28 protein-coding genes and 1 pseudogene are annotated in these 26,301 nt (G+C 60.1%); 20 read left to right on the top strand and 9 right to left on the bottom strand.

All coding sequences use genetic code 11. The annotated features are described in order from the left end of the window. Positions 1-43: 43 nt before the first annotated feature. The 4 genes and pseudogenes from Q2M23_RS22290 to Q2M23_RS22275 form a co-directional block, all read right to left on the bottom strand. Positions 44-1,771: a methanol/ethanol family PQQ-dependent dehydrogenase gene (locus Q2M23_RS22290; protein WP_316397062.1), complete on the bottom strand. Its 1,728-nt coding sequence runs from the start codon at positions 1,769-1,771 to the stop codon at positions 44-46. Positions 1,772-1,836: 65 nt separating this feature from the next. Further along, positions 1,837-2,427: a ubiquinol-cytochrome c reductase iron-sulfur subunit gene (locus Q2M23_RS22285; protein WP_316397061.1), complete on the bottom strand. Its 591-nt coding sequence runs from the start codon at positions 2,425-2,427 to the stop codon at positions 1,837-1,839. A gap of 121 nt (positions 2,428-2,548) precedes the next feature. After that, positions 2,549-2,836: a hypothetical protein gene (locus tag Q2M23_RS22280; RefSeq protein WP_316397060.1), complete on the bottom strand. Its 288-nt coding sequence runs from the start codon at positions 2,834-2,836 to the stop codon at positions 2,549-2,551. A gap of 1,007 nt (positions 2,837-3,843) precedes the next feature. Then, positions 3,844-4,016: pseudogene (locus Q2M23_RS22275) on the bottom strand (Ku protein); the annotation flags it as partial. 88 nt (positions 4,017-4,104) lie between these two features. On the opposite strand from Q2M23_RS22275, the gene Q2M23_RS22270 reads away from it, so the two are divergent. The 10 genes from Q2M23_RS22270 (at position 4,105) to Q2M23_RS22225 (ending at position 11,178) form a co-directional block, all read left to right on the top strand. Further along, complete coding sequence (locus Q2M23_RS22270; RefSeq protein WP_316397059.1) at positions 4,105-4,611, top strand: hypothetical protein; 507 nt, start codon at positions 4,105-4,107, stop codon at positions 4,609-4,611. Between the two features lie 103 nt (positions 4,612-4,714). Continuing rightward, complete coding sequence (locus tag Q2M23_RS22265; protein ID WP_316397058.1) at positions 4,715-4,927, top strand: hypothetical protein; 213 nt, start codon at positions 4,715-4,717, stop codon at positions 4,925-4,927. An 8-nt stretch (positions 4,928-4,935) separates the two neighbouring features. Further along, positions 4,936-5,130, top strand: coding sequence for a hypothetical protein (locus Q2M23_RS22260; RefSeq protein ID WP_316397057.1), 195 nt, complete (start codon positions 4,936-4,938; stop codon positions 5,128-5,130). Between the two features lie 22 nt (positions 5,131-5,152). Beyond that, a complete protein-coding gene (locus Q2M23_RS22255; protein ID WP_316397056.1) occupies positions 5,153-5,686 on the top strand; it encodes a hypothetical protein in 534 nt (177 codons plus the stop codon). Then, entirely contained in the window at positions 5,572-6,153 is a 582-nt protein-coding gene (locus Q2M23_RS22250; protein WP_316397055.1) for a Na+/H+ antiporter NhaA, read from the top strand. Before Q2M23_RS22255 ends, Q2M23_RS22250 begins: the two co-directional genes overlap by 115 nt. A gap of 316 nt (positions 6,154-6,469) precedes the next feature. Further along, positions 6,470-7,399 (top strand): NADP-dependent oxidoreductase, encoded by a 930-nt coding sequence (locus tag Q2M23_RS22245; RefSeq protein ID WP_316397083.1) that lies wholly within the window; start codon positions 6,470-6,472, stop codon positions 7,397-7,399. Between the two features lie 77 nt (positions 7,400-7,476). Continuing rightward, positions 7,477-8,154 carry an HD domain-containing protein gene (locus Q2M23_RS22240; RefSeq protein ID WP_316397054.1) on the top strand — a complete coding sequence of 226 codons (678 nt, stop codon included), beginning with the start codon at positions 7,477-7,479 and terminating at the stop codon, positions 8,152-8,154. Positions 8,155-8,157: 3 nt separating this feature from the next. Beyond that, complete coding sequence (locus tag Q2M23_RS22235; protein ID WP_316397053.1) at positions 8,158-9,369, top strand: MFS transporter; 1,212 nt, start codon at positions 8,158-8,160, stop codon at positions 9,367-9,369. A 189-nt stretch (positions 9,370-9,558) separates the two neighbouring features. After that, complete coding sequence (locus tag Q2M23_RS22230) at positions 9,559-9,981, top strand: cupin domain-containing protein (protein WP_316397082.1); 423 nt, start codon at positions 9,559-9,561, stop codon at positions 9,979-9,981. Between the two features lie 222 nt (positions 9,982-10,203). After that, a complete protein-coding gene (locus Q2M23_RS22225) occupies positions 10,204-11,178 on the top strand; it encodes a GlxA family transcriptional regulator (RefSeq protein ID WP_316397052.1) in 975 nt (324 codons plus the stop codon). Positions 11,179-11,711: 533 nt separating this feature from the next. On the opposite strand, the gene Q2M23_RS22220 is transcribed toward Q2M23_RS22225, so the two are convergent. Both Q2M23_RS22220 and Q2M23_RS22215 read right to left on the bottom strand, forming a co-directional pair. Beyond that, a complete protein-coding gene (locus Q2M23_RS22220; protein WP_092083485.1) occupies positions 11,712-12,308 on the bottom strand; it encodes a redoxin domain-containing protein in 597 nt (198 codons plus the stop codon). A gap of 39 nt (positions 12,309-12,347) precedes the next feature. Further along, positions 12,348-14,108 (bottom strand): MOSC and FAD-binding oxidoreductase domain-containing protein, encoded by a 1,761-nt coding sequence (locus Q2M23_RS22215; RefSeq protein ID WP_316397051.1) that lies wholly within the window; start codon positions 14,106-14,108, stop codon positions 12,348-12,350. Positions 14,109-15,486: 1,378 nt separating this feature from the next. Between Q2M23_RS22215 and Q2M23_RS22205 the strand changes: the two genes are divergently transcribed. The 3 genes from Q2M23_RS22205 (at position 15,487) to Q2M23_RS22195 (ending at position 17,475) form a co-directional block, all read left to right on the top strand. Then, entirely contained in the window at positions 15,487-16,605 is a 1,119-nt protein-coding gene (locus tag Q2M23_RS22205; RefSeq protein ID WP_316397050.1) for an IS630 family transposase, read from the top strand. An 83-nt stretch (positions 16,606-16,688) separates the two neighbouring features. Then, the gene (locus tag Q2M23_RS22200; RefSeq protein WP_316397049.1) at positions 16,689-16,820 is read left to right on the top strand and encodes a hypothetical protein; all 132 of its coding nucleotides are present in this window, start codon (positions 16,689-16,691) and stop codon (positions 16,818-16,820) included. Between the two features lie 442 nt (positions 16,821-17,262). Next, positions 17,263-17,475: a hypothetical protein gene (locus Q2M23_RS22195; RefSeq protein ID WP_316397048.1), complete on the top strand. Its 213-nt coding sequence runs from the start codon at positions 17,263-17,265 to the stop codon at positions 17,473-17,475. Between the two features lie 168 nt (positions 17,476-17,643). On the opposite strand, the gene Q2M23_RS22190 is transcribed toward Q2M23_RS22195, so the two are convergent. Together Q2M23_RS22190 and Q2M23_RS22185 are read right to left on the bottom strand one after the other, a co-directional pair. Continuing rightward, entirely contained in the window at positions 17,644-18,231 is a 588-nt protein-coding gene (locus tag Q2M23_RS22190) for a TetR/AcrR family transcriptional regulator (protein WP_316397047.1), read from the bottom strand. A gap of 64 nt (positions 18,232-18,295) precedes the next feature. Next, positions 18,296-19,747 (bottom strand): amidase family protein, encoded by a 1,452-nt coding sequence (locus Q2M23_RS22185; RefSeq protein WP_316397046.1) that lies wholly within the window; start codon positions 19,745-19,747, stop codon positions 18,296-18,298. A gap of 376 nt (positions 19,748-20,123) precedes the next feature. Between Q2M23_RS22185 and Q2M23_RS22180 the strand changes: the two genes are divergently transcribed. The 3 genes from Q2M23_RS22180 to Q2M23_RS22170 all read left to right on the top strand — a co-directional run bounded on the left by Q2M23_RS22180 (position 20,124) and on the right by Q2M23_RS22170 (position 21,248). Continuing rightward, the gene (locus Q2M23_RS22180) at positions 20,124-20,579 is read left to right on the top strand and encodes an Hsp20 family protein (protein WP_316397045.1); all 456 of its coding nucleotides are present in this window, start codon (positions 20,124-20,126) and stop codon (positions 20,577-20,579) included. Between the two features lie 83 nt (positions 20,580-20,662). Next, entirely contained in the window at positions 20,663-20,977 is a 315-nt protein-coding gene (locus Q2M23_RS22175) for a hypothetical protein (protein ID WP_316397081.1), read from the top strand. A gap of 49 nt (positions 20,978-21,026) precedes the next feature. Beyond that, positions 21,027-21,248, top strand: a complete 222-nt coding sequence (locus Q2M23_RS22170) for a hypothetical protein (protein ID WP_316397044.1) — start codon at positions 21,027-21,029, stop codon at positions 21,246-21,248. Between the two features lie 1,247 nt (positions 21,249-22,495). Here Q2M23_RS22170 and Q2M23_RS22165 read toward each other — a convergent pair. Continuing rightward, the gene (locus tag Q2M23_RS22165; protein WP_316397043.1) at positions 22,496-23,674 is read right to left on the bottom strand and encodes a redoxin domain-containing protein; all 1,179 of its coding nucleotides are present in this window, start codon (positions 23,672-23,674) and stop codon (positions 22,496-22,498) included. An 802-nt stretch (positions 23,675-24,476) separates the two neighbouring features. On the opposite strand from Q2M23_RS22165, the gene Q2M23_RS22160 reads away from it, so the two are divergent. Genes Q2M23_RS22160 through Q2M23_RS22145 form a run of 4 tightly spaced genes read left to right on the top strand, consistent with a single transcriptional unit; the run spans position 24,477 to position 25,485 of the window. Continuing rightward, entirely contained in the window at positions 24,477-24,623 is a 147-nt protein-coding gene (locus Q2M23_RS22160) for a hypothetical protein (protein WP_316397042.1), read from the top strand. After that, entirely contained in the window at positions 24,620-24,997 is a 378-nt protein-coding gene (locus tag Q2M23_RS22155; RefSeq protein WP_316397041.1) for a hypothetical protein, read from the top strand. Before Q2M23_RS22160 ends, Q2M23_RS22155 begins: the two co-directional genes overlap by 4 nt. 5 nt (positions 24,998-25,002) lie before the next feature. Beyond that, complete coding sequence (locus Q2M23_RS22150) at positions 25,003-25,182, top strand: hypothetical protein (RefSeq protein WP_316397040.1); 180 nt, start codon at positions 25,003-25,005, stop codon at positions 25,180-25,182. Between the two features lie 9 nt (positions 25,183-25,191). Further along, entirely contained in the window at positions 25,192-25,485 is a 294-nt protein-coding gene (locus Q2M23_RS22145) for a hypothetical protein (RefSeq protein WP_316397039.1), read from the top strand. Positions 25,486-26,301: the final 816 nt, after the last annotated feature.

Below are 26,301 nucleotides of genomic sequence, written 5' to 3'. Positions count from 1 at the left end.
ACCTTTCAGTCCGCCGCTTCTCGCCTCGAGGCTCCACCCGCGGCTATTTCTTGACGGCGAACACCCAAATCACGCCGCCCTGCGGCACGTTGTTTTCCACCCCAACGTTCTGGGTGGCAAGCGCATCCTGGATGCGTTGCGCGTCGACGCCCCAGCCGGACTGGATCGCAACGTATTGCGTGCCGTCGACCTCATAGGAAACCGGCATGCCCATGATGCCGGAGTTGGTCTTTTGCTCCCATAATAGTTCGCCGCTCTTCGCGTCGAAGGCGCGGAAGTAGCGATCATTGGTCCCACCGGCAAAGACAAGATCGCCCGCGGTTGCCAGTACCGAACCGAACAATTGTGATTTCGGGAAGCTGTACGACCAGACTTTCTTCCCGGTTGCGGGATCCCAGGCCTGCAATTCGCCGATGTGTTTGGTGTCGGGACGGAGCGTCAGACCGATATCCTCAGGCTTGGTGCCAAGCCAGAGCTGGCCTGGAACCAGCGCCACCTTCTCGCCAGAGAAGCCGCCGCAGGTGTTTTCGTTGGCCGGAACGTAGACATATTGCGTCTTCTGGCTGTAGGCCGCCGACGGCCAGTCCTTGCCGCCCCACAGCGACGGGCAAAACTCGACTCGCTTGCCAACCACCGGCTTATGCGCCGGGTCGACAATCGGCTTGCCAGTCTCAGGCTCAATGCCTTTCCAGACATCGGTGTAAACGTAGGGCCAGCCGGCGACATAGCTGATCTTGTCCGGCTTGCGTTCCAGCACCCAGAAGATCGCGTTGCGTCCCGGATGGATCAGGCTCTTGATGGACCGACCATCCCTTTGCAGGTCGACCAGCATCGGCGCCTCCACCTCGTCCCAATCCCAGGAGTCGTTCGGATGGTATTGGAAATGCGTCTTGATCTTGCCGCTCTCGGGATCGAGGCCGACTACGGACGTTGTAAAGAGATTGTCCCCGGGGTGAGCGTCCCCGGGCCACGGCGCAGCATTACCAACACCCCAATAAATGGTCTTGGTGTCCTTGTCGTAGTTGCCGGTCATCCAGGCCGACCCGCCGCCGGTCTTCCAGTCGTCGCCCGTCCAGGTCTCGCTGCCGGGTTCACCTGGCGCTGGGATGGTGAAGGTGCGCCACAATTCCTTGCCGCTGTTGGCGTCATAGGCCACCACGTAGCCACGGACACCGAACTCGCCGCCGGAGCCGCCGACGATGACCTTACCGTCGACGACCAGGGGCATCAGAGTGAGATACTGACCCTTCTTGTAGTCCTGGACTTTGGTATCCCAGACCACCTTGCCCGTCTTCGCGTCGAGCGCAACCAGATGATCATCGGTCGTGGCCAGATAGAGCTTGTCCTGCCACAGGCCGACGCCGCGGTTGGTCGGATGCAGCTGGAACAAATCGTCCGGTAGCTGCCGCTTGTAGCGCCAATATTCTTCGCCGGTCTTGGCATTGAGCGCGATCACCTGGCCCATCGGTGTGGTGATGAACATCGCACCGTTATTGACGATCGGCGGCGCCTCATGGCCCTCGATCACGCCGGTGGAGAAGGTCCACACGGGGGTGAGATTCTTGACGTTGGAGGTGTTGATCTGCTCGAGCGGACTGTAGCCCTGCCCGTCATAGGTCCGCCGATACAGCATCCAGTTGCCGGGTTCGGGATTTTCCAGACGGGTTTGCGTCACCGGGCTGTAATTTTCGATCGGACCGGCGACAGCAGCGGTCGAGATAAGGGTTGTGAACGCAACACAACCCGATAATAGCCATTGCTTTCTGGTCATGGACGTCATCTCCCTAGCTTTCTCTCTCTCTGCCCTCCTTGCCAATCCGATGCGACCGCGCCCGATTACCCTGGTTGTTGAGCACCTACTTTTCCAACGAATGTTGCAGCTATGGTGAGCGCGCCGTCGGCTATTGCCAGCGGGAGTGCCGGCAGACGCCGGGGCGCCGGCCCAAACACGACTTGCGCGCCTTCCCGCGGATTGAATTCGGAATTGTGACAAAAGCACTTGAGGACGTCTTCGTTGCCCGTCTCGGACTTCAGCCAGCCGGTGACAGAACATCCGGCGTGAGTACAGATGGCCGAATAGGCTGCGATGCCATCAGCAGAGCGTGAGCGGGTCTCCTCATCCATTTCGCCGGGATTAAGCCTTACGACCAGGATCTCGTTCAACCGCGAGCCGTTGCGGACAACCGACGTCTTGGGGTCCTTTGGCCAGGCGTGCAGCGGCGGTTCGCCGAGCTTCACGTCATCGGGCGCGATGACGGCGCCAACAAGTTCGCCTTCCGAGACAACAAGAAGATCGCCTTTCTTTGGCCGGTCACTGCTGCCGGGCTGATCTTCCTGTGCCGCAGCGAACCTTCCCCCCGTCAGAAACGCTCCAGCGGCGAGCGTCGTCAAAAGAAGCGAGCGTCGCGTCTGCTTCGGACACCGCATTTGTCTTCTCCAGCTCCGCTATGAGCCTGGATCTCAGTCGCGTGTAACCTCGCCTGACGGCAAGGCTAATGAACTCCGCGTCAGGAAGAGTACACTCCGTCGTGCCACAGCTCCAGAAGGCTCAGCGCGGCTTTTCTTCGCTGCCTGTCGCCCCGGGCGAGGTACTCGTGGCTGAGCCCGTTGTCGGCGGAGCAGAGTCAGTCTTTCCAGGGGGGCGGGCGGCAGCACCGGGCTTTTCCTGCTCGCCCACATACCCCGACTCACCGGACTGGCGAGTCTTGGCGCCCTTGTCAGCCTCCTCCTGCATTTGTTGCATTTGTGGGTTCGGTGTCGGCTGCTGCTGCGCCAGCGCCGGCAGGGCGATCATGGTTCCGCTCGCGACAAGCATTGCAACCAGTGTGGTTCGCATGGAAGTCCTCCCCATCGTAGCGTCACTTATAAGATACCAATAAAATACCAACGCGCCGGCTCGTGATGGTTTCCTAGTTCACCCTCGTATTTTCAAGACAAGGGATGCGACAAGTCGCGCAGCTGCCCCGCTAGCGAGATACGCAATATAGAAGGCATCAGGCGCCCGTTCGCGTAAACACGATACCCACGCCGAATGGCCTTATGATCGCGCCTATGCCGCTGGCCACTACTGCGGTCTCTTGCCCGGGGCGTGCTCCGGTCATTAGATCAATATGGACGCGGTTTTCGGCATACAGGCGTCGGCCGCGCGCTCAAGGACACGAAATGAGCAACGGCTGCACATTTTCGCCGCCTGCCATTAGGGAATTCGACGGCTCGAAGCGCTCGCGCACTTCGCGCTTTTTGACGAGCGAGCGCGCAACAACAAAGGTGTCCTTCAGGCTTTTAGCTTGCCGGGGTGCTATTTTAAAAAAGGCGTTGCTGAAATAGGTCCATTTGGCTTTGTCCCGGCAGCCGAAAGATGCCAGACGAGGGATAAAGACCAGGAATAGCAGGCCAGAATGACCACTACCTTGTATCGCATGCCGGTCCGCGCCAGCATGTTGGCGAAATTAGACGGCGTGAGAAGTCGGAGGCCAAGCGGTCTTAGGAAGACAACTATAACACTCAACTCCTTGGCTCACAGAACGACATGGCTACGATCCGACTTGTGGGAGGGAGAAAGCTCTTCGGAAGGAATTCCAGCGCCAACTCGGCAAAACCGCTGATCGCTATTGTTCTCACTGCGCTCTCTTGGGTGATCCGGAGCTTTAGACTGTATCATGCCTCGTGCGAGTACCGACTAGACTGACCGCCAAGACCTCACGCAATCGCGGTAACGCCAGCGACGAAGCTGTCGGCCCAGACGCCGTTGTCAGGGGCGCCACGTGCGCATCATCAGGCAGTGGGGCCGCAACTTCTTCACGCTACGGCACTGCACTATTGATTTGTCCTGCGATCGCTCACCTTGCCGGCGCGGTTCTGGTTGATGAGGTCGATCAGCGCGGTTTCGTAGTATCTTCGAACCTTTCGGGCTCGAACTGCCCGGACTGCTGGTTGACGATGTGCTTCACGAGATCGAGCATGTCGTTGGTGACTTTGACGTCTTGGATCTCGTCGAAATACTCCTTCGGATCCCGTCGGGGCCCTGCTGTCCGGCGGAGGCCTCACCCGCCCTGCGGCACCGAGCCGGAAGAGTCGCTGTTCAGGGCAGGCATCAGACTGGTCATGCCGCCTCAAGCGAAGGTCGCCTTTTCCGCGCCGACCGCCAATTCCGTGCCTGCCGGCACATCCGTCAAGAGCAAATTGAGTAAGCCACTCAGAAAGCAAAGGCGACATGGCTTGAGCCTATTTTTAAAGCGGAAGCCGAGTATCGCGACATCACCTCCGAAGGCTTGCTGCGCGCGAGTTCGTTCAAGGGATTATCTCTCAAATAAACTTAGGTTGTCGCCGCAAATCTCGCCGCCAATTATGCTGCTCGAAAATGTGGAGAGCAACGACGCTCCCGCTTCAGACAAGGAGCGCGCCATGACGAAAAATCGAAATCGAGCGAAGCAAACAACATCACTGCAAGACCGCTTGGGTGCGTTTGCCAGTGAGCTGGCTCGAAGAGCGGCCACCATGCCGGCAGGTATTGAGCGGGACAGTCTGCTCAAGCGAGCCCGCACAGCGGAGATTGCCGCAGACATTGACGATTGGGTCTGCTCGGCGGGGCTTCAACCGCCGACCCCATAGGACTTGGAGCGTCTCCTCCTCCAAGTTCTCGAAGGGCCCCCGTATCCGGCGGGGGCCCTTCTACGTTCAGGAACGAAGGCATGTGGCACGGCATTTAGGAAGCATGAGTGAGAGTGTCCCTGTCCTTGTTGAAAACGCGGTCCAGATAGCCTGGGAATTCCTTGAGCGCAGTGGTGAGATCACCGACGGCTACGACACGAGCCAATTCCTCGTGAGGACAATAGGCAAAATGGCTCTAGCCGGCGAACGTCGCAAGCTCATGCTCGCCAACCGAGCGATTGACGCCTACCGGAAAAGCAGACCTGAGGTCGCATGATGAAGCCGATGAGCACGTTCGACCCCGAAGTACCCTGTCGCGTGCACGATGGTCTCAACGATGAGTTTATCGAGTGGGAGCCGCAATGGGCGCCGTTGTATCATGAGTATGGCGTCAAGCAGGAGGAGGGGGTCGTCGCCTGGGATGGGCTTCTCTTGGATGGGTGGATCCCGACCTCTCACCAGCATCAAAGCGGTCACTGAGTGGGCTCGAAATCTCAATGTGATGGATACGGCCGTCAAGGCCCTGCCAGACGGCCTGAACTTCTCTCGCGACGTGCCTGTTGGGGAACGGGGGTCACACTACCTGCCCGACAATCTGAGAGGGGCGGCAGCCTCCTGTCGGTTCGCGCATCATGAAAATCTGACGGTCAGCGGAAGGCTCTACCTGCGCGACGCGGCGATCGCCACGCTGCCTGGTAACCTCAAGCTCGGCGGAGACCTGTGGATTACTGACACCTCGATAACCGCAATCACCGCATCCGCGCAAATTGGCGGCAGGGTTTGCGGGCTTAAACCCGGTTTAGCGGATGCAAAGGATGCCTCCAGGCGTCCTTCGTCGTTCGGTCTTGCGCCATCGGTCAACAGCTTCATCGACGCCGCCTCTGGCCTTGGTTTAGGTTGCTCGGAATCGGGCTTGCTTTTGTGGTTGGAAAACCGCGCGGCATCGTCGGCGCGACCTGGGTTGCGGTCGGGTTTGGCTGGTGCCGCCTTGCCGAAGGCGTTTCTTGGGGAGGCGTTTGGCTTGTCGGTCTTTTAACCGGAATTGGTTTCACCATGTCCATCTTCATCGCCATGCTCGCACGCGGACGAAGATTTGTTGAAGGCGGCAAAGCTGAGCGTGCTGTTGGGCTCGTTTGTCGCCGCCACTGTCGGCCTTGCTTGGGGTACAATTTATGTCCGGCGTCAGTGAAGGTCAGTCCAATGCCGTGCAAAGCTTCAGATCCCGGATCAACTGCGGAGACGATTGACCGGCGCGGCTGCGGCGCGTCGGCGGGCGAGAATGTGCCCTCCCTGCCGCCGCATGGAGCGGGCTTCGTAACGGCTGTAGAAGCGGTAGCCCAGCCGCCAGGGTTTGGAAGCGGCAAAGACGCGGAGAGAATCCGGCAAGGAGCCGGTGAGGTGATCGTCCGCCGCAATAGCGAGCGGCGGCACTATTGTCCGCAGGCACGAACGCTCCCACGTGCCTTTTGTCAGGAAACGACGCACGTCTGTCCTGATCCGTAGGATCGTGTTTGTTGTCCGGGGCAGGCTCCATTGCGACATACAGACAAGCAAGTCTGATAAACTGCCTTTGGAGAACGATCCATGCCACGGCCACTGGCGCCTCTCGCTGAGACGAGCACCATCCGAAAAGCCCGCTTCTCAGAGGACGCCTCGAGCAGTCTGACATGGTCGTCGGCGAGCGCCGCATTGCCACGAGGGCAACTAAGGCGTCACGAGCAGTCCACGGTGGTCATGACAAGCTGAGCGCAAGGAGCATGAGATGACAACCCCCAGCAACATTGTTCCTCGGGTTAGTGAAGAGCGAACGCATTCAACAATGATGGCTTGGCGCGTACACGAGTTTGGGTCGCCAGAGATCATGAAATTCGAGCGCGTGCCACGGCCCGAGCCGGGTCCTGGCGAGGTCCTGGTCAAAGTTGCGGCCGCTGGAGTCGGCCCCTGGGATGGCTGGATCAGGGCTGGAAAGAGCGCTCTGCCGCAACCCCTCCCTCTCACTCTCGGCTCAGATCTTTCCGGTGAAATCGTCGCGATGGGGCCCGGGGTGTCCGGACTGCGTGTGGGAGATCAGGTTTATGGTGTTACGAATCCGCAGTTCGTCGGGGCCTATGCGGAGTACGCTCTAGCTTCCGCGGATATGGTCTCGGACAAACCAACCGCTCTAACCCACGTTGAAGCCGCTTCCGTTCCTGTTGTTGCCGTCACCGCATGGCAGGCGTTGTTTGATCAGGCCCAACTCAAAGCGGGTCAAACAGTGGTCATTCACGGAGCAGCCGGTAACGTCGGATCCTATGCGGTTCAACTGGCTCGTCAGGCGGGTGTGCAAACCATCGCAATCGCATCGATGGGGGACATTTCCGCCGTGCGCGACCTCGGCGCAAACACCGTGATCGATTACCGGACCCAGCACTTTGAGGAACAAGTACGGGGTGCGGATGCTGTCATCGATCTGGTTGGCGGCGAAACACAAACCCGCTCGTTCCAGGTCCTTCGTCGCGGCGGCAAGCTGATCTCGGCAGTGTCCCGTCCGGATCAGGATCTTGCAAAGCGCTACGGTGTTGAAGCCACCTTCTTTTTGGTCGACGTCACGAGCCAATATCTGACGAAGATCGCTCGCTTCATCGATGGCGGAAAGCTGCGAACAAACGTCGGGACAGTCTTACCCCTCGCGGATGCGCGCGAGGCTCATTTGATGCTTGAACGCGTGCGGCCTCAGCCGAAAGGAAAGATCGTGCTCGCCGTCGGCTGATGGATTGAGCTTCCTCATTTCGCTCGCGCGGCTAGACCCGCCGCCAAGCCCTACAATTACTCTTGAAGGATCCAACAATGACAACGCCAAATCTCGCACGAGCCCTCACCATTCCCGATTCCTTGCTCGCGAAAGAGGCGACCGACATCCTGCGTGACCATTCCACCGATCTGCTGTTTAATCACTCGATCCGCGTCTACCTGTTCGCTGCTGAGCAGGGTCGTCAGAGGAATCTGCGCTTCGACCGTGAGCTCCTTTATGTCGCCGCGGCATTTCACGATCTCGGCCTGATCAAGAAGTTCTCGAGCCCAGACGAGCGCTTCGAGGTCGATGGCGCAAATGCCGCCAGACAGTTTCTTAGCACCCACAACATCGCTGAAGACCAGGTGCAGACCGTCTGGGAAGCAATTGCGCTGCATACCACTCCCGGCATCCCGAAGCATATGGGGCCCGAAGTGGCGCTCCTGAACTCCGGTGTGCTTCTCGATGTCATCGGGGTGGGGTTCGATCAGTTCCCAGCGGAGCTGCGCGAGGAAATCGTCGCCAAGTACCCGCGCACAAATTTCAAAGAAGGCTTCATTCAGGAGTATTTCGCCGGTTTTGCGCACAAGCCAGCGACGACGTATGGCACTGTCAACGCCGCCGTCTGCGAACGTTTCATCCCGGGGTTCAAGAGTCCCAACGCCTGCGACCTGATCGCTGCTTCTCCCTTCCCGGATTGCCAGCACAAGGCTCACCATATGACTAGGACCTAGCCTGTGCTCCAGGAGCTCAATCCCGATCGCGCGCAAGCTACCAGCACCGACTCGCTGGCCTCCCTCATCTGGCTAACCCTCGGCGCTTTTGCCATCGGCACCGAGGGGTTCATGATCGCCGGGCTGCTCCCGGCCCTGGCGCGAGACCTGAACGTCGGTCTGCCAGCCGCCGGTCATCTGGTCACCGCCTTCTCCCTCGCTTATGCCATCGGCGCGCCGGTCATGGCCGTGTTGACGGCTGGGCTGGAGCGGCATCGCCTGCTGGTCGTCGCCATGGGCGGCTTCGCCCTGGGCAACCTGCTCGCCGCGCTGGCGCCAGGCTATGCCGGGCTGTTGGCCGCGCGGCTGCTGTTGGCCCTGTCCGCAGCAAGCTTCATGCCGGCGGCCAGCGGATACGCCGCCGCGCTGGGCGGTCCGGAGCGGCGTGGCCGCGCCCTGTCTACCATCACCACCGGGTTGACCCTGGCCATCATCGCCGGCGTGCCGCTGGGCGTACTGGTGGGGCAGGGCTTCGGCTGGCGCGCTACCTTCTTCGGTGTGGCGGGGCTGGCAGTGTTCTCGCTGTTAGGGATTCTCATCCGACTGCCGAGCCAACGGCCTGGCGTCACGGCCGGCCTGGCTGAGCGTCTGGCGCTGGCCAAGCGCCGCGATATCCTCGGGGTGCTGGTGACGAGCGTGCTGACCGTGGCCGGCACTTTTACAGTCTACACTTATCTCAGTGTGTTCATAGCCGGCATCGGCGGCCTTGGCCCGCAAGCGCTGGCACCAGTGCTGCTGGGCTTTGGCCTGGCCAGTGCGGTCGGCACCCAGCTCAGCGGCAGCGCGGCGGACCGTTGGGGCGCGCGCAGTGTCGTGATCGTTGGTGGGGGGCTCGCCCTGCTGGCCTATCTTGCCTTCTCGCTCAGCGCGGCCCTTGAGCCGGCGCGGGCAATGCCTGTCCTGCTGCCGGCCATCCTGATTTGGGGGTTCGCCAGTTGGGGGCTGATAACGGCGCAGCAAGCGCGGCTGGTGGCGTTGGCTCCGGCACTGGCGCCGATCAGTCTCTCGATGAATTCCTCCGCGATCTACCTCGGCAGCGCGATGGGTGCCGCGGCGGGCGCTGTGGTCGTTGCCATTGGCGCGATGGACCGGCTCGGCTGGGTAGCTGCGGGATTCGCTCTGGCCGCGCTGTTATCGGTGCTGCTAAGCGGCGGCAGCACATCAGGCCGAAGGTGATGGCGGCGGCGATGGCTTCTCATCGGAAGCTTCACCATGACCATCGGTTCGGCTCTGCGTCCAGGTTTCAAGCAGTTGTGTGAACTCGTTAGAACAGGAGGTGCGATGATGCCGATCAGTGGATTTGCCTGGCGGATTGGTGCTGTATCAAACCCTCAAGGTATGTCGGCAAAAGCAGCGAGAACAGCAATGCGAACGGCCGCCGTTCCGCTGATAGCAGCAGCGATAGCCCTGGGAGCCTCGCCGGCGATCGCGCTGGACCGGGAGCAGGTGAAAGTCGCCTTCGAGCACGCGCTGCCGAATGTCGAAGGAAAGAGGCTGGTTGCTGTGACGGTGACTTATCTTCCCGGAGCCAAATCGCTCGCTCATCACCACGCAGCGTCAGCTTTTATCTACGCCTATGTGCTGTCCGGGGCCATCCGCAGTCAAGTCGGCGACGAAACCGCGAAAATCTATCACGCAGGCGAAATCTTTTATGAAATGCCCGGTTCACATCACAGGGTCAGTGAGAACGCGAGTGACAACGAGCCCGCCAGCTTACTGGCGGTCTTCATTGTGAATTCCAAGGACGAACCCTTGACCGCGCCAGACAAGGCGCCGGGATCACAATAATGGCGCGACAAATTCGCCTGTTGCCGTGACGATCTTTTTTGGACCTGCATGGGCCGCTTGGTTGGCGGCTGGGAGAGCAAAATCGACCAATAGAAGTCCATAGCCCCTGGGTGATGCCAGATGCACGGATGTTCGTTCTGTTGCCTCCCGGATCACGCCAGGCCTTTTGCAGGGTCCGGACTACCTGCATAATAAGGCTCCAGAGTGGAGAGGCAGTGGCAGGTGCCGGTACAAGCTGTCGCGATCGTCGTCTGTGAGGGGGTCCAGGCCCTGGACGTGGCGGGGCCGATGGATGTGTTCAGCGAGGCGAACACGTTTCTCGGTAGCGCGGATCGCTACGAAACCGCTTTGGTTGCTGCTCACCGCAATCCGCTGCGCGCGTCGAACGGTATACGCATGGTCGCCGACCTGACCTTCGATGAGGCGGCGGGCGGCTTCGATATCGTTCTGGTGGCAGGCACTCCGACGCCGCCGGAAGCGGAGCCCGAACCCTGCCTGCTTCAGTGGGTCAAGGACCTGCCGTGGCGCTCGAGCGTTTATGGGTCGATCTGCACAGGGGCGTTCGTCCTTGGCTATGCCGGTCTCCTCGACGATCGGCGTGTCACGACCCATTGGCAGGATGCACAGGCGCTGGCGGCCCGATTTCCGAAAGCAAAAGTCGAGCCGGATCAGATCTATGTCCGCGATGGACGGTTGATCACCGCGGCCGGTGTGACTGCGGGGATAGATCTGGGCCTGGCGCTGGTCGGGCAGCGGCACGGCGCCGAAACGGCGCTCAAGGTCGCCAAGCGGCTGGTTGTAGTTGCCCAGCGCCAGGGCGGACAGTCGCAGTTCAGTCCGTATCTCACGGCACCTGCCGATCCGGAATCGCCAATCGCACGCATCCAGGACCATGTCATGGCCAAGATCGCGGATCGCCACACGCTGGAGTCGCTCGCCGCTGTCGCCGGCATGAGCCCCCGGAATCTCGCCCGCCACTTCGTGCAAGCGACCGGGATCACACCGCATGAGTTCATCGAGCGCGCCCGCGTCGATGCGGCGCGCATGATGTTGGAAGCAAGCGACCGGCCGCTGAAGACCATTGCCTTCGATTGCGGCTTTGGATCGGGGGACCGGATGAGGATCGTCTTCAGCACCCGTCTTGGCGTGACACCTGTCCAATATCGCGCCAGCTTCCGGCGGGCGGAATCGGAATAGATTGCGAGCGAAGCGACGACAAGACCGTCGTCTCTCCTACTGCCACGAGGCTTTGACAAGGCCTATTTTGTCAGGAGACGACATACGGCCGTCCTGATCCATAGCATCCTGTTGGGTGCTCGGAGCAGGGCTCTATTGCCTAGTACGGACGAGCAACCACCCCAACTTCGGGACGTGTTTACTGTCGCTGATCAGGCAAAACCGATCTTGTAAAGACCGACGGCGTTCTTTGTCTCGCGCCGAAATCTGCGGCTCGAAGCAAGACCATGGCTGGTCGGAGCATATGTCGAGAAATGGCGAATCAACGCGGCAAACCAGCACGGCCGGCAAGTACCGGATCTGTCTTGAGCGCTCTCGCTGGTCGAGCCGGACAAAATCCACATCGCAATCATGATCGTCCAAATGCCAAGAGGCAGGCGCGCAGATGTCGTGTCCCACTCTGCGAGGGCCCTTCCCGCCGATGGCTCTCGGGCCGCTTCGGTCTCCAGGCACGAGGTTGCTCCCACCCACAGCGGCTGTTTCGGCGTCTGCTACTAATCCTCATGTCCGAGAGTTTGGAGATAGCCTTTGCCGTACGGATAGAAGAGCTCCTTGCGTCCCTGCTGCCAGGCAGCTCTAAGTTCGGGTGCTGTAATATCCCAGTCCGGTCGGCATTTACTGCACACAGCGCGCAGATCCTGGCGAAGTTCCTCCATCGTGGGACGTCCAAAGAACCAGTAGCCGCTATAGATCTTGTGAACGATCAGACCCGGCTCCAGCACGATCACGTGCGGAATCATCGGGTTGTGGGCTGGGTCGGTATATTCCGCGATGTCGAGGTCCTTCTGAAGGATGCGTCGTGGATCGGAGAGAAAGGGCCAGTGCGCCCCCACAGCGCTCCGATATTCGTTGGTCTGGCTGAGATTGTCGGTCGTGATCGTGACCAGCCGGCAATAGCCAACCTCCATCTCTCGGTGCAATTCCAGCAAGCCTTCGGCCTGACGGCGATCCTTTGGACAATAGCCGCCGCGGCCAAGTACGACCACCATCGGGTCCTGTCCCTGCAGCTCGGACAATTTTCGATGTTTTCCGGTGTGATCGCTCAACTCGTAGTCCGGGAAAGCGGCTCCCTGCGTGATGTCGGGTCGCATCTGAATTCTCCATCATTGGACGCAGTTAGGCCACTGCCGTCATAAGTCGATCACGACGTCGCCCTCGGGCCGTGAGCAGCAAATCAGCAAATTACCGTCACCCGGTGCATCGATTGGTTCCGGGCGGTAGCTGACATTTCCTGCTACCAGGCCGGTCTCGCAGTTGTGGCACACTCCCGTTCGACACGACCACCGCACTGGAACGTCACAAGCTTCGGCCAACTCGAGCAGGCTCTGGAATGATGATGCCCAGCGGACATTGAGACCGGAACGCGCGAATGAAACCATCGGTCCCGATCCGGCAGGTCCAGCCGGCACATGCGGCGGCTGGCGCGGCGAAGCGGCAATGCCTGGCGTCATGGAGGGACCGGCGCCGAATATCTCGGTGTGAATGCGATCGCCGGCGACGCCTAAGGACGCAAGGCCTGCACACAGGTCGCTCATGAAGCTGGTTGGTCCGCAGATATAGAAGTCAGCATCTCGCGGCAGGTTGAGCTGTTCGATTGCTCGCACATCCAGATGGCCACGAGCGTCGAAATCAACATGCAGTCGGTCCTCAGGGCTGGGCGCACTGTAGCAAATCTGGCTGTGATGGCGGGGAAGCGCGCCCAACAGCTCGCGCGTCTCGCCGGCAAACGGATGTTCGCTGCCATTACGGGCCCCGTACAGCCACCAAATCTCCCGCCGCGATTCTTCGGCCGCCAACGCGTGAAGCATCGCGAGCACGGGCGTTACTCCGATCCCGGCACTTAACAACACGACAGGCGTATGGCCGGGCTGCAGCGTGAAGCCGCCCCTTGCCGCGCTCACCTGCACAGTGTCGCCAACCCTCAGTTCGTCGTTGATATAGGAGCTGGCCGCGCCATGGGCTTCCCGCTTGACGCTCACGCGAAAGAACGAGGAGCCGGGCTCGCCGGACAGCGAATAGCTTCGCATCAGGGCAAGTGCAGGTGTCGCCCCGAGCCGCAACACGACAAACTGTCCGGGAAGTGCCGCGGTGATCGGCTGCCCGTCTGTCGGTTCGAGCATGAGCGAGGTGACATTGCTGCTCTCGCGCACCTTACCTGAGACCCGAAACGATCGAAATCCTTGCCATGCCGGTGCCGGGCCGGGCGCGCCGGTGAGCCCGGCATTCCCTGTCAGTGCACCATCCTTGCGCTCCTGTTTCAACAGCGCCTCGAAGGATTGGCGCCATCCGGCGCTCAGCGCCGGGATGCGTAGCGCGCTTTGCAGTCGATCGCGGCGGTGACCGGGCATGTATAGCAGGGCATCGATTTCAGACACGCTCATGCGCTCGGGTCCGGCGACGACGAGCACGATCTCGTCGCCGGCCTCGACCGCGCCTTCCTCCAGCACACGCAAATAGAAGCCGGGTCTTCCGTGCTTGACCAGCAGTGCGGGCATGTCGGGCACGTTCATCCGGATGCCCAGCCGGTAACAGGTGACCCGAGGCTGCGTCACTTCGAACAAGGCTTGCCCGATCCGGTAACGGTCTCCGATACACACCTCCGCGTCCGACAGACCGTCAACTGTGAAGTTCTCGCCGAACTGACCGCAAGCGAAATCGGATCGGCCCAGTTGATTCTGCCAGTATCGATAGGAATCGGTCTGATAGACCAATACAGCGCGGTGTTCGCCGCCGTGGCCCGCCAAATCTCCTTGTCCGTCGCCCTCGATGTTGAGTCGGCGCACCGTCCGCGGACCTTTGACCGGCGTCTTCCAAATGCCGGTATACACCGTTCTGCCTTGCCAAGTCGTATCGCGCGGCAGACCTACGTTGACTGAAAGCAGGCGTCCCATCACGTTTTCTCCAAAGATCGTAGCCAGGGTCCCTGAACAGGCGACTCGCCATCAACTCGGGGCAGTTTTTTGTCTCCGGGCGAGCAGAAAGGCGATACCCAAGAATGCGACGGCCGTGCTCCCGCGAGCAAGCGTTCTGCGAAAGGCTGGAGGTGAAATCCGGCCTACTCGCCCCTCGCGAGCAGCGGCGAGGAGGGCCCGCTTTGGCTCTCTTCGGCGACCAGTAATGGCGGTGTTGGCTGATCCATAGTGTGCGAACACGAAGTTACTCAACGTCGCGATGTTGCGATCGCTGAGTGGATTGGCGTCGCTCAGATGGTCGCACATAAAGGCCTATCCTTCCGATGTCGTGCAATTCACGCCGTACAAGATGGTCGCAACGAGGTCGTTCCGGGCGCCAGTGGCCGAGTTCGAGAGCAGACTTGGATAGTAGCCGTCCTTGCTGCCTTTGGCCTTCAGCCGAATGGCAAGAGGGCGCAATTGCCTTGAAACAGCTCCGCCCGCTGGTTGGCGCGAGACGCCCGGTTTGCTCTTCGCAGGTTGCCCCTCGGTTGTGCCATCCAATGCGAGTTGCGAGGCTGCGTAATGGCGGCGGTGCCGGAGAGCCGGCGGAGCGGGTCGATCTGGTCTGTCATGGTGATCTCTCCCCGGGGCGAGTCAACCCCCAACGGCTCGGTCGGACCCCACGCGCCGCTCTCAGCGAGCGCGCGGGCCAGTTTTGATCCACGGAATGAACGCGGTTCTAAGCGGTCTTTCGCGAGGCGTTGCTCACACGTACGTTGCCCATCGCCAGCAAGGTGTTCGCGGCTGGGCCCGAGGAATGTGGGTTTTGTCCTGTAATCAATTGACCGTCGCTGACGACGTGAGGTGTCCAGTTCGCCTTCTTGGAGAAGACGGCGCCCAGCTTCAGCATCTCGTCCCGATGAGGAAGGGCACGATCTTGATCAGCCCGACCTCCTCTTCCTCGCCGTTAATGAGGCCCATCACTTCCTTGCCGTGACCTAGAAGGCCGCCATCGGGCATCTCGACGTGACGCAGCGCGCCCGTTGAACGGTAAACAATGCCGATCGGGTTCTGGAGCTTTTTGCGCTCTTGTTGGAGCGCTTCGGTCTCTCGCGGGACCTCGGCGTTCTTGCTCGCGAGTTGTTTCTGAACCGTCGCCGGGTCTCCGCGAGAAGGGGAGCCGCGAGCGATTCGGTGAGTCGGGTCTCGTGGTTGCAATTAGGACAGTGAAGGGTGGGTTCATGCAGGTTCATGTGCGGCCCCGGACGCGGTCGCCTCCGAGCTAGTGTCCCGAGTCACAAGTTCGCAATCATAGATTCGCAGTAGATTCGTGTCGCTGTGCCAAGGATGGAGGCAAACAGCGACGGAGTCTCCAATGGCGGTCCGGCAACTTGCCCCCCTGATACTGAGCGATGATGAGCGTGCCGAACTAACATCGCTGACGATGCGGCGGAAGACGGCGCAGGCGCTGGCTCTGAGAGCCCGGATCGTGCTGACCTGTGCGGAGGGTGGTCAGAACACCGAAGTGGCGGCCGAGCTGGGGCTGGACCGGCAGACCGTAGGCAAGTGGCGGCGTCGTTTTATGGAGCAGCGCGTGGCCGGGCTGCACGACGAGCCGCGCTCCGGCGCGCCGCGCACGATTGACGATGCCCGCATCGAAGCCGTGATCGTGAGGACGTTGGAGAGTTGCCCTGAGAACGCTACTCATTGGAGCTCCCGCGATATGGCGAAGACCAGCGGCCTATCGGTCTCGACGGTACAACGCATCTGGCGGGCCTTCGGGCTCCAGCCGCACCGGATGGAGACGTTCAAGCTCTCGACCGATCCGAACTTCGTGGCCAAAGTGCGCGATGTCGTGGGCCTCTATGTCTCACCGCCCGAGCACGCCATCGTTCTATGTGTGGATGAGAAGTCCCAAATCCAGGCGTTGGACCGCAGCCAGCCGATGCTGCCGATGCGTCCCGGCCAGGCGGCCCGAAGGAGCCATGACTACAAAAGGCATGGCACCACATCGCTGTTCGCCGCCCTCGATATTGCGACCGGGCGGGTCATCGGCAAGTGCTACGGGCGCCACCGCACCGCCGAGTTCCGCAAGTTCCTTGATGAGATCGAGGCTGCCGTACCGCGCGAACTCGACGTCCATCTCGTCATGGACAATTACGTCACGCACAAGACCCCAATGATCCGGAGATGGCTGGCCAAAAGGCCGCGTTGGCACGTGCACCTGACTCCGACCAGTTCGTCATGGCTCAATCAAGTCGAGCGCTTCTTCGCGCTCCTCACCGACAAGAAGATCAGGCGCGGTGTCTATCGCAGCGTAGCCGCCCTCCGGGCGGACATCGCCTCGTTCATCGAACGACACAACGCCGATCCGAAACCGTTCCGATGGACCAAATCCGCCGATGACATCCTTGCTTCCATCGAGCGCTTCTGCCGTTACAATGCCCCGGCAAAACAGGACCCGATGTTGCGAACTTCTGGTTCAGGACACTAGCAGCCTTACGTCAGCTAAGCTTGCTGACGTCCTGATAGAGGGCGCGGAGATGATCGTCGGACATCTTCAGGATGGGCTCGTACATGAGCGAATCCAAATGGATGTTTTCCGGGGTCATCAATTACGATCCGTTGAATGACCCGCACAGCGCCGTCATCGCAATCCTTGCAGGGTTTGATAAAGCGACAGGAGCTTCGTGGTCTGGAGCGCCTTGATGGCGTCGACCTTCTTTTGGTCATTGATCTTCTTGACCATAGAGCTTTCTGCAGATAGACGCGCGGCTCGGCCGACCTGGCCATGCCCCGTGCGTATCGCCACGAGCTATGTTATGATTTGGCCATGGCACCAAAGAAACCATCCTCGAAGAAAGGCAAAGCCTCCGGCTTTGTGATCGGCAGTGGGCGCTTCAGGAAGATCAGTTCCGTGGAGGGTTGCCTACTCGACAACGATGAAGGGCAGTACGAGCAAGGCCCGTATCCCCGAGGAACGCCGGAAAGCGATCATCAAAGCCTACCGCAAGGCATAAGCGGGAATGTACGATGCCGTCGCCGATGACTCCTGCTATCCCGGCACGACCTCACCGAGGCAGACGAACTCGCCGCGTTTGAAGCGGAAGTAAGCGACGTCAGGGCTGATAAGAAGCCACCGGCCGGCGACGTGGATTTCAAGGCCATTCACGGGGCACCTCTTCCAGGACGTCTACGACTGGGCGGGGAGTATCCGGACTGTCCGGATGGCGAAAAGCGGCAACATGTTCTGCTTCCCAACATCCAGGACCAAGCGCAGAAACTGCTCGGAGAGTTGAAGAAGGACAAGTTTCTGGTCGGCCTTAAACCCAAGGAGTTTGCCAGAGGGCGCAGGCGGCGCTGAACAAGGCCGAGCGCGAGCATGCAAAGAGGGCGGCGGACTTCCTAGCCGAAGCCGACGCCGACGCTATCGAGAAAACGCGCGCGGGCTGAGGACGACAGCTCGGAAAGCAAAGAGAGCGGCTGCAAGCCGTGCTGCGGCGGGCGCGCGCGTAGTCAGCCAAGGAGGCGCTCAATCATCGGAGCGTGGAGCCCGCGCGAGGTGCAGAGCGGCCTCAATGCCGCCTTCCAGGATCAACTCCGCATAGGCTGCATCTGGCACGGCCCGTGCGAACTGGAGGGTTCCGACCATGAGCCCGAAGATTGCCGTCGCGCGGCGGCGGCTCGCCTCGGCATCCATTGTCGGAAGCAGCGCCGCCAGCGCCGAGACGTAGCTCCGCAGGCCCTTCTCATAGGCCTTCCGAGTGAGTAGGGGCTGCCGGGCGATTTCCGGGAGCAATGCAGCCGATGGGCACCCGTCCGCCGGGCATTTGACGTGGGCGTGCTTGAGATAGCTCCGGATCACAACCTCAAGGGCCACGCCGCGCTGCCGATCTTTATCGAGATGATCCTGCCGGTTGGCGAGGGCGCTCGTCACTGCTTCGCGAACGAGCTCCTCCTTGGACTCGAAGTGTGCAGAGAACGCCCCTTTTGTCAGGCCAGCCTCGCTCATGATTCCGCCGATCCCGGCCGCAGAGACGCCGTCTCGGCGAAGGCACTTCGACGCCACCTCGACAATATGCCGTCGCGTCGCCGCCTTGTGACCTTTCTCGAAACGCATCGTTTGTTCCCATTTATTGCGCCGCTCTGCTCTTTCGCGTCGGGCCACTCGACTTGCCGGAGCGCTAAGCTCCCCAAACGCCTTCGACCCGGCGCGCGAGATCCAAAAGCGCACGGTCGCTCCCTAACGGGGCGTCCAGCTCAAGGCCGATCGGGAGCCCGTCGCGAGACAAGCCAACAGGAAGGCTGATGCCTGGCAGACCCACGCTACTCGCCGAAACTGTATGGTTCGCCAAAGCGAGATAGCTGACTTCCTGTCCCGCAATATGGATGGTCGCCTGCTCCTCGGTCAAAGGTGCCTTGCACGGTGTTGTCGGCTGTAGGATCGCCTGCGCCCCTTGGGCGACGAACGCCTTATTGAGGCGCCGCTGGATTTCCGGGCGGCTCACGGTGAGCGCTTCCTTGTAGGCTTCAATGGATGTAGCGCCTGCACCGCCCGGCAATACGATATGCCCCCATGCTTGGTGAAGTTGCGGCTTTAGATTTAAGTAAATCGCCTCGAAGGTGGTCGGAATATCGTGGTGGCGGAGGAATTCCGAAATCGAACCCATCGTCTCGTGAGCGAAGATGCTCCATGTCGCGGTTTGGACGAGGGCATTGTAGTCGTTGCCGAGATCGACCTCGACCACCTCGGCGCCGGCGTCGTGCAGCCGGCGAGCCACCTCGCGGAAGCGGGCATCGACTTCCGCATCCACCAGATCCAGGAACTGTCGTGGCGCAAAGGCGAGCCGGACTCCCTTGAGGTCGTGGCCGAGTACGGTGTGCTCCGCGGCCTTTTCGCCGGTCACGATCTGATCGACGAGAGCGCAGTCCTCGACGCTGCGCGCGAACACGCCCGTGCTGTCTAGCGTATGGGAGATCGGCGCGACGCCGTTGCGCAGCCATCTCCCGGTCGTAGGCTTGAAGCCGACTACGCCGCAGAACGATGCCGGCACTCGGATTGATCCGACGGTGTCGCCCCCCAGGGATGCGGGCACGATCTTGGCGGCAACGGATGCGGCCGAGCCACTCGATGAACCTCCCGACACGCGATCGCGGGCGTGCGGGTTCTTCACCTGGCCGAAGTGCTCGTTATGACCGGTCAAGCCGTAGGACATCTCCACCAGATTGTTCTTACCGAAGACCGTGGCTCCGGCGTCCTTGATGGCGCGGACGGCATCCGCGTCGTCGTTTGGGACAAACTGGGCGAGCCCCTCCAGACCAAGGCTCGTTGCAAGCCCTTTAGTCAGATAGCTGTCCTTTACGCCGATCGGCACGCCCAGAAGCGGGGAAGTCGAGCCGGCGGCACGCGCCTTATCCGCTGCCCGTGCAGACGCGAGCACGGCAGCCTCGTCGATGGTGATGAAGGCATTTAAGTCGGCAAGAGTGCGGACGCGCTGAAGAAGTGCAGCGGTATAGTCCTCCGACGTGATGTCGCCGTTGCGGACCGCAGCTGCTGCGGCCGTTACACCCAGCGACGTCAAGTCGTCGGCTTCGCGGAGAGCCGTCCTGCTTGGAGCTACGGTCGTGTCGTTCATGGAATCCTCGCAAAGAGCTAAAACGGGGGCATCTCGCCGCCGCCGAACAGCGATAATGTTATTACAGTCATAATATTAAATTACGATCGTACTGCAATGAGGCGCCACACACATGACCGTGAACGAGCCGGAAAAGGGAAGAGAGCGACCTTAACCGTCCCTTCGGGGGCACGGTGGTAGCTGGGCAAGGCAGCCCTTCACCCATCCGGATTCGCAAAAAAATGGCGCCTGGGTCTTGAAACTTTTTCCGACCTTCCAAATTTCTTCGGCGTCGTCTTACGACGATCGGGATGCCGTCAGGGTCCCGCCACTCGAGTCGGGCACCGGTCGTGTCCGGTGCCGCTCGTAACCATTTTGCTCCCAGGAGGATCTGGCTATGCGCACCGTTGATTTTTCGCCCCTGTTCCGGTCGGCTATCGGGTTCGACCGCCTGTTCGACCTCGCCGAAGCTGCCCAGCGCGTGGGCGAGGAGAGCTATCCCCCTTACAACATCGAACGCCTCGACGAGAACAACTTCCAGATCTCGGTCGCGCTCGCCGGCTTCAAGCCGGACGAAGTTGAACTTACCGTCGAGCAAAATGTTCTGACCTTGGAGGGGCGCAAGAGCGATAAGGAAGAGCGCGCCTTCCTGTATCGTGGCATCTCGGCCCGCAACTTCAAGCGCCAGTTCACCCTGGCAGATCATGTCGAGGTCCGAGGCGCTCGCTTCGAGAACGGCCTCCTCGTGATCGACCTGCAGCGCGAAATCCCCGAGACGAAGAAGCCGCGCCGGATCGCCATCGGCGGTGCTGCCCCGAGCAACGTTACCCAGATCGAATCCAAAGCCGCCTAATCGGACACGGCGACTTGGACGACAAGCGCCGCGCGGGCGTCCCGCGCGGCGATCCTCCACTCGTCTTGAATCAGGAGGCAACCATGCGGCCGACGACCGCCTTTGACGACAGCGTTCTCGACTTTGATTATCTCCTTCATCCCGGCACTGAGTTCGAGCACCCGAGGGATGTGCCCTCTCATTCAGGCCCCACCTTCGCCGAGAAGCGCGCCATCCTCGCTTCATGGGCCTCGGACGCCTCGGCAATCGCTTCCTGCCCGTCGCTGCGTGCACCCGAAGGATTGAAGGCACCGGTCACCTTCGACGAAATCCTGGAGGCGCTTTGCGCGTTGGATGGCGGCCCGCGGCCTCGCGGAAAGCCTACGCGGCTGCGATCGAGCGAACGGCCTGCGGCCTGAAGCGGCGACCATGCTCGGAAAGAATAGGAAGACAATCAGGATTAAAACGATGTTCGAAGCGAACCTGGCTCCATTCGCACCCATCGCAACAACATCCATCGATATCGAAAGCTGCTCGGAACGGAGTTGTCCGACCTCGAGCGAGATCATCGAAAAGCGAATGGCCAATGAGCAGACCGCGCTCGATGCCCTGGTTGCCGAGACCTTCCCGGCGGCATTTCCTTTTCCGAACGATCCGTCTGCCCCATCAAGCATGGGAGCCTTGTCATGAAGCGGGATTCGAGACTCGCTGATCCGGGGCAGCCAGAAGGCCATCGGCCACGATCGCCTGCCGTTGGTGAGGACGAAGGCCGAAACGGGAGGCGTACTTTACGGAAGTCAGATCGAACGCGAGCCGCGGCTGCTGGGCAAGCTTCGCGACGGCTTCCCGGAAAGGTCTGCGGCGTAACCCGCCGGGCGGGTGAAGACTGCTTTGCAGCGTTTGACATCGCTGTGAAACGGCGCGGGCGCAGCAGGTGGAAGTGGTCCGTTTACACGACAGATGGGCATACGCTCATGTGCGGATCGGAATGCAGTCGGGCTGGAGCGAGATACAAGGCCGAGCGCGCGCTATTTCTCCTGCTCTGCGCTAGTGCCTCTCGCCTTGGCCAGTTGCCGCCCGAAGAGCTTGTTCGGCGGAGTTCTCGTCGGTCCAAGAGCGTGCGCGCGTCGAGGCCTTAAGATCATCGAAGCTGCCGAGGCTTGGTTATGAACCCTTCGGCTCCGCCTGACAGGCTTGAACTGGGACAACAATTGCGGTGGGCGTAATTTCATGTGTTTTCCGGTCCGGCGATCTGTTTTTGTGTGGCACCGTTGAGCGGCGCTGCGCCACGAGAATTGCCACATTTGGCGCGCGGTCGTCACGTTGGCCTTCCCGTCTTAAAGGCGGTTCGTCAGCAGGCGGGCTCTGGACTAAACAGAACGCACGCGCGCTGATATCCATTATGGCCCGGAGCACAAGCGCTTCAGGCCCGATACATTGATGCAAGACCGCCGCCGCCAATTCGAACGAATCTTCTCGCAACGCACGGCCGGACATACATTAGGGGCATTCCATTTCGCGAATTACCGCGCGCCACGCAAGACGGCGCCCGCCGGATGCGTACGCAACGTCTTAGCGAAGCTGGTCTCCATCTTAAGGCTGGCGCCGTTCTCCATCCCGAATGCTTTGATCGTAAAAACAGCTCCAAGCTATTCCACCAAACGCGCCTCTAGAACGGCGGCACTCTCCACGATTGCGCGTTGGCGCCTCCCATTCAGCAGGTTAATCGTCCAATGTACTATCAGGCAAAGTGGAAACTATGTCGCCATGACCGGATCGATCTTCCACGAGTAACGGCGCAACCGATCGCACCAGGTCCCACACAGATTTCCTATTTGAACGGACAGTTTGCGGCCTCGGCCCTAGGCCGAAAGACCGACCGAGATTCTTATTCCTGTGTGATCATATTCCCACTTCAGCGCGGTCAATCGCAGGTCCTACCCCTTCCGGTTACTCTCTGGACTCGCTTGATTTGGATCCGCGCAAAAGCGGCCATAGCAAACATTCTCGCCTTTGTAGCGGGCAATCGTGCGAACCAATCTCGAGGCCGCTGCTTCCTTCCAGTCCACTTCAATGGCATCCGGACTGCCCAATGACCTCAGTGTTAGGTCGACCAACTCGATAGCGCGCTCCTTGTTGCCGATTGCGTGATAGTACTCAGCGACAGCTTCATACGATCTGACTTTCAAACCGCCACTGGTGGGAGGGTTGAGCTTGAGGATGCGTTCCGACAAGTCCTTCCCCATAGCGAGGCGCTCGGCCGAGGGAAAGTCGGAGTTATCCTTCGATTGACCGAAGAGTTCGTCGATTGCGAACATCATCCAAAGTTCTGAATTTTGGTCCACCGCATCACGAACCAGTCGCCGCATGACCTCAGGCCCTTTAACATCATGCATTTTATGAAGCAGAAGATCCGCCTGTTGTGCGCGCAAGAAGATGTCGTCAGGCTCCGCAGCAAGAGCCTGCTCGATTATGGAGAGCGCGGCAGTCCAATTTTCGGATTTTTCGGCTGATCTGAGCTCGCGTAGCATCGCAAATTTGTGCTCAAATCGGTCATTTCGAACGATCCGCTCCGCTTCTGCGGCCTTGGCTTCGTCGCTGTCTCGCCATTTGCCTTCGAGAATCGTCGGCAACAGAGTATCTAGGCGCCGCGGATGATCGATAAGGGCAATTCGTCCGTCACGGTCTATCACGAAGGATGTAGGTATCGCACGAGAGCTACTTGGCTTCATCCAGAGTTTGTCGTTCATTTCACCAGTATAGTTGAAGGCGATCCTATAATTCAGATTGGGGGCTTTGGTGTTCAACCAGCTGTCAAACCTAGCTTTTGCCACATCAATGGTTGAGCCAGGTTCTCCCGTTGATACCCCGATAACCTCAACGCCACGATCTCGGTACTCATTTTGTATTTGCACCAAATGCGACATCTCCTTGCCACATGGGCCGCACCGGCTTGAGAAGAATTCGACGACGTAGACTTTGCCGTTCTCAAAATTCGTTAGCGGCTGTCCGCGCACCCAACTCTCAACTGCGAGCGGGGGAGCCGGGTCCCCGATTGTAAGCGCGGCGATCGCTTGCGCCAGAACTGCCAAAGCTTGTACGACTCCGTACACCATAGTTTTTCTCCCTTAGACGAGACAGCCAGATTATCCACGTCAACGGACGACAACACCAAGTACGGACACACAGCACATTCGCTTCGTTGTCGTCGGGGTTGCGTCAGCAAAGACTATGCCAGCACGGCCTGTATGATCAGGCGTGGAAATGGCAGGCGTTTGTTTTGAAATTGCTTCGCGCGCATCTTCCGAGATCAGATGCTAATGTTTGAAGCCATCTAAACGAAGCAATTGCGCAATCGATCACCCTCAACTTCCGCGGCTGCGGCATTCCGTAATGATAAAACGTGTTACATTTGCTGGAGTGGCCGCTGTTGTTGCCGCAACTCTGGTTGGCTCGCCTGGGGCGGCAAACGCGAGATGGACTCGCTGCGCCACAGAGGGCGGTTTTTGTCGCGCTCCCGGTGGCGCCTGGATCCACTATGGCGGGCACAGCGTGTTTGTTCATCGTCGAAGCTTTCCTGGCGAGCTCGCCTGCACAAACGAAGAGTTCGGTGATCCTATCTGGGACGTGTGGAAGAACTGCTTCGTGACTATGGACTGAAAATACTCCCCGTCTGAGGGGCCTCGAGACGAGAGCCGTTTGAGCGAGGGGGAGCGTCAAAGAGTGGCGATCTCGCGCGGTGCGCACGGGCTGCGCACCGCGTTCATGCCCGGCTGTCGATGAACAAGCTAGCATCGCGAACGCGATGTCGACTCCATATAAGGCGGCGACAAAGCGGCGCGACATCAAGCTTCCCGAACGTAGAAGGGAATAGTCCGTTGCAAATACAACTATTAACCACCAAGCGAAATCGTCCCGATGAACGGCTGCGCGAGCCGCCGCGGCGCGCTCGGCGTGATCGCCGTCGGCGTCTCGCTCATGGCCGCGCGAGCCGCACGCGCCGAGCACTACGATGTTTTGGCCGAGAACGAGGAGAAAATCTCTTCCTATGGAGATATCCTGTGATCGGCAATCCCGAGAGCGACGTTACCATCATCGAGTGGTTCGACTACGAAGGCCGCGTTCCCGCCGTTACGCTGGCGCTGCGTCGGTGGTCGGAACGATGGCTACATCCGCCTGGTGCTGAAGAGCTGGCCGTTCATCGAAGAGAGCTCCAAAGCTGCGGCGCGGATGGTGGTGGCTGCGAAATATCAGGCGTATATGAAGCCGCACATGACGCGATGATCTCGTCCAATATGCCTCTCACAGAGCGACGCATCAGGAAGCTGCTGTCGCGCGCCGGTCTCGACATGGACCCGATAAGTATTATTATCGAAATGCCTTCGATGATAATAATAGTATATCATCCGGTTGAAATCCCAGTGAAGTCAGGGGCCTGAGGCAAATGGCTACGCTGGCCGAACCATTGCTGACCTGGCTCCATCATCCGCACAACACACAGCCCATCGGAGACACGTCCTTCCAGCTGACCGTCCTGAAAGTGCTGGCCCGCCAGTCCGGGCGGGCTTCGATTGCCGAAGTCCGACGGGCCGTGGAGATCCTGATGAACAGAGGCTGTGACTAGATCGATCGCATGAAGCGGTTGGCCGAACAGGCGCCGGATCTGAATATCTTTTCGGCGAAGCTTATCATTCGCGATGCTCTCGGATGGGAAATCACGAAAGAAAGGCGGCGATTCCTCTCTGCGCTCGAAAAGGCCGTCGCCGATCAAAGCGGGCTGCCTCGATCGACCATCGATCCCTCATCCAACGAAGTCGCTGCGCAAACGGTCACGGATGCGACAAAATCACTTATTCCTGCCCGCACGCGCCGTCAGAGCACACGGCGGCGCCGAAGGAAAGGTGGATCCAATCGACATACAGCATGAAGTGGCTTGCTTGGACGTGAATCCCATGCGAGGCGCGCGCGGCGGTGCGCCGAACAGGACCTGTCGTGCAAAGTCGTCGGCCGAAAGGGACAACGCCAAGTATTGCGACGCTCGTGCTGAACGACGCGAGGGCAAGCTTCCAAGGCCGAACAGCTGCGGAAAATATCTTGCAGTGTAATTTGGGTCATATGCAGCCCACCTTCTCAACTGCATTATCCGGGAGGCAGTTTTTGGTGGGACGCCATGGACGACGAGTTTTGTAGAGAGAGGGCGCGGACCGTGCGGGAACTTGCAGAGCAAGCTGACCCGTTCATCAAGAAGCGCTTGTTGCAGCTGGCCGCCAATTACGAACGGCGCGTTAATCGGCCAGAAAGAGCAGAGCGAAATCGCCCTGACCTGCCGGCATGCAGGCCGCCCATCCGCCCGTCCTAATTTCACAGACGGCGCTTATCAGTACAATCATCGGGTCTGGAATCGTTGCGGACCAGCGACCGCATTGCTCGCTCGGCTGCATGCCATCCAACCCAGGGATGTGTCGAAATGGCGGTTTCGTCTTCCGGGTAGCTACCGCCGGCATCAGAGTGGTTTCCGGCAAGCCAGACCTGCCGCAGCCAATCCGGATGCTTCAAATCTCGCGCAAGGGCTGCCCGCACAGTAAGCGCGAGAGCAGGCCATTGTCGGGACCTTGCTGCGCGGTTGTCGGCATTGAGACTCAATGCCAGAAACCTGACACGAGCGCCGCTACGAAGTGGCTGCTGAGCCTAACGAATTCACTTCGGCACGCGATTTGCTCTGTTCAAGGCATCACCAACCGCA

Origin of the sequence: Bradyrhizobium sp. 33ap4 (assembly GCF_032654765.1) — a bacterium.
GTDB classification, from domain to species: domain Bacteria; phylum Pseudomonadota; class Alphaproteobacteria; order Rhizobiales; family Xanthobacteraceae; genus Bradyrhizobium; species Bradyrhizobium australafricanum.
Note: the sequence above shows the minus strand (reverse complement) of the source record. Positions and strands in the feature narration are given on the sequence as shown.

Coding starts and splice junctions, on each gene's coding strand:
- Q2M23_RS22255 (WP_316397056.1), top strand. CDS start 5,153: ATGGATACGGCCGTCAAGGCCCTGCCAGACGGCCTGAACTTCTCTCGC.
- Q2M23_RS22200 (WP_316397049.1), top strand. CDS start 16,689: ATGAGCGAATCCAAATGGATGTTTTCCGGGGTCATCAATTACGATCCG.
- Q2M23_RS22230 (WP_316397082.1), top strand. CDS start 9,559: ATGCGAACGGCCGCCGTTCCGCTGATAGCAGCAGCGATAGCCCTGGGA.
- Q2M23_RS22265 (WP_316397058.1), top strand. CDS start 4,715: ATGAGTGAGAGTGTCCCTGTCCTTGTTGAAAACGCGGTCCAGATAGCC.
- Q2M23_RS22175 (WP_316397081.1), top strand. CDS start 20,663: ATGCGGCCGACGACCGCCTTTGACGACAGCGTTCTCGACTTTGATTAT.
- Q2M23_RS22205 (WP_316397050.1), top strand. CDS start 15,487: ATGGCGGTCCGGCAACTTGCCCCCCTGATACTGAGCGATGATGAGCGT.
- Q2M23_RS22270 (WP_316397059.1), top strand. CDS start 4,105: ATGCCGCCTCAAGCGAAGGTCGCCTTTTCCGCGCCGACCGCCAATTCC.
- Q2M23_RS22285 (WP_316397061.1), bottom strand. CDS start 2,427: ATGCGGTGTCCGAAGCAGACGCGACGCTCGCTTCTTTTGACGACGCTC.
- Q2M23_RS22280 (WP_316397060.1), bottom strand. CDS start 2,836: ATGCGAACCACACTGGTTGCAATGCTTGTCGCGAGCGGAACCATGATC.
- Q2M23_RS22180 (WP_316397045.1), top strand. CDS start 20,124: ATGCGCACCGTTGATTTTTCGCCCCTGTTCCGGTCGGCTATCGGGTTC.
- Q2M23_RS22290 (WP_316397062.1), bottom strand. CDS start 1,771: ATGACCAGAAAGCAATGGCTATTATCGGGTTGTGTTGCGTTCACAACC.
- Q2M23_RS22170 (WP_316397044.1), top strand. CDS start 21,027: ATGTTCGAAGCGAACCTGGCTCCATTCGCACCCATCGCAACAACATCC.
- Q2M23_RS22260 (WP_316397057.1), top strand. CDS start 4,936: ATGAGCACGTTCGACCCCGAAGTACCCTGTCGCGTGCACGATGGTCTC.
- Q2M23_RS22185 (WP_316397046.1), bottom strand. CDS start 19,747: ATGAACGACACGACCGTAGCTCCAAGCAGGACGGCTCTCCGCGAAGCC.
- Q2M23_RS22160 (WP_316397042.1), top strand. CDS start 24,477: ATGAACGGCTGCGCGAGCCGCCGCGGCGCGCTCGGCGTGATCGCCGTC.
- Q2M23_RS22145 (WP_316397039.1), top strand. CDS start 25,192: ATGAAGCGGTTGGCCGAACAGGCGCCGGATCTGAATATCTTTTCGGCG.
- Q2M23_RS22190 (WP_316397047.1), bottom strand. CDS start 18,231: ATGCGTTTCGAGAAAGGTCACAAGGCGGCGACGCGACGGCATATTGTC.
- Q2M23_RS22220 (WP_092083485.1), bottom strand. CDS start 12,308: ATGCGACCCGACATCACGCAGGGAGCCGCTTTCCCGGACTACGAGTTG.
- Q2M23_RS22240 (WP_316397054.1), top strand. CDS start 7,477: ATGACAACGCCAAATCTCGCACGAGCCCTCACCATTCCCGATTCCTTG.
- Q2M23_RS22245 (WP_316397083.1), top strand. CDS start 6,470: ATGATGGCTTGGCGCGTACACGAGTTTGGGTCGCCAGAGATCATGAAA.
- Q2M23_RS22150 (WP_316397040.1), top strand. CDS start 25,003: ATGGCTACGCTGGCCGAACCATTGCTGACCTGGCTCCATCATCCGCAC.
- Q2M23_RS22215 (WP_316397051.1), bottom strand. CDS start 14,108: ATGGGACGCCTGCTTTCAGTCAACGTAGGTCTGCCGCGCGATACGACT.
- Q2M23_RS22165 (WP_316397043.1), bottom strand. CDS start 23,674: ATGGTGTACGGAGTCGTACAAGCTTTGGCAGTTCTGGCGCAAGCGATC.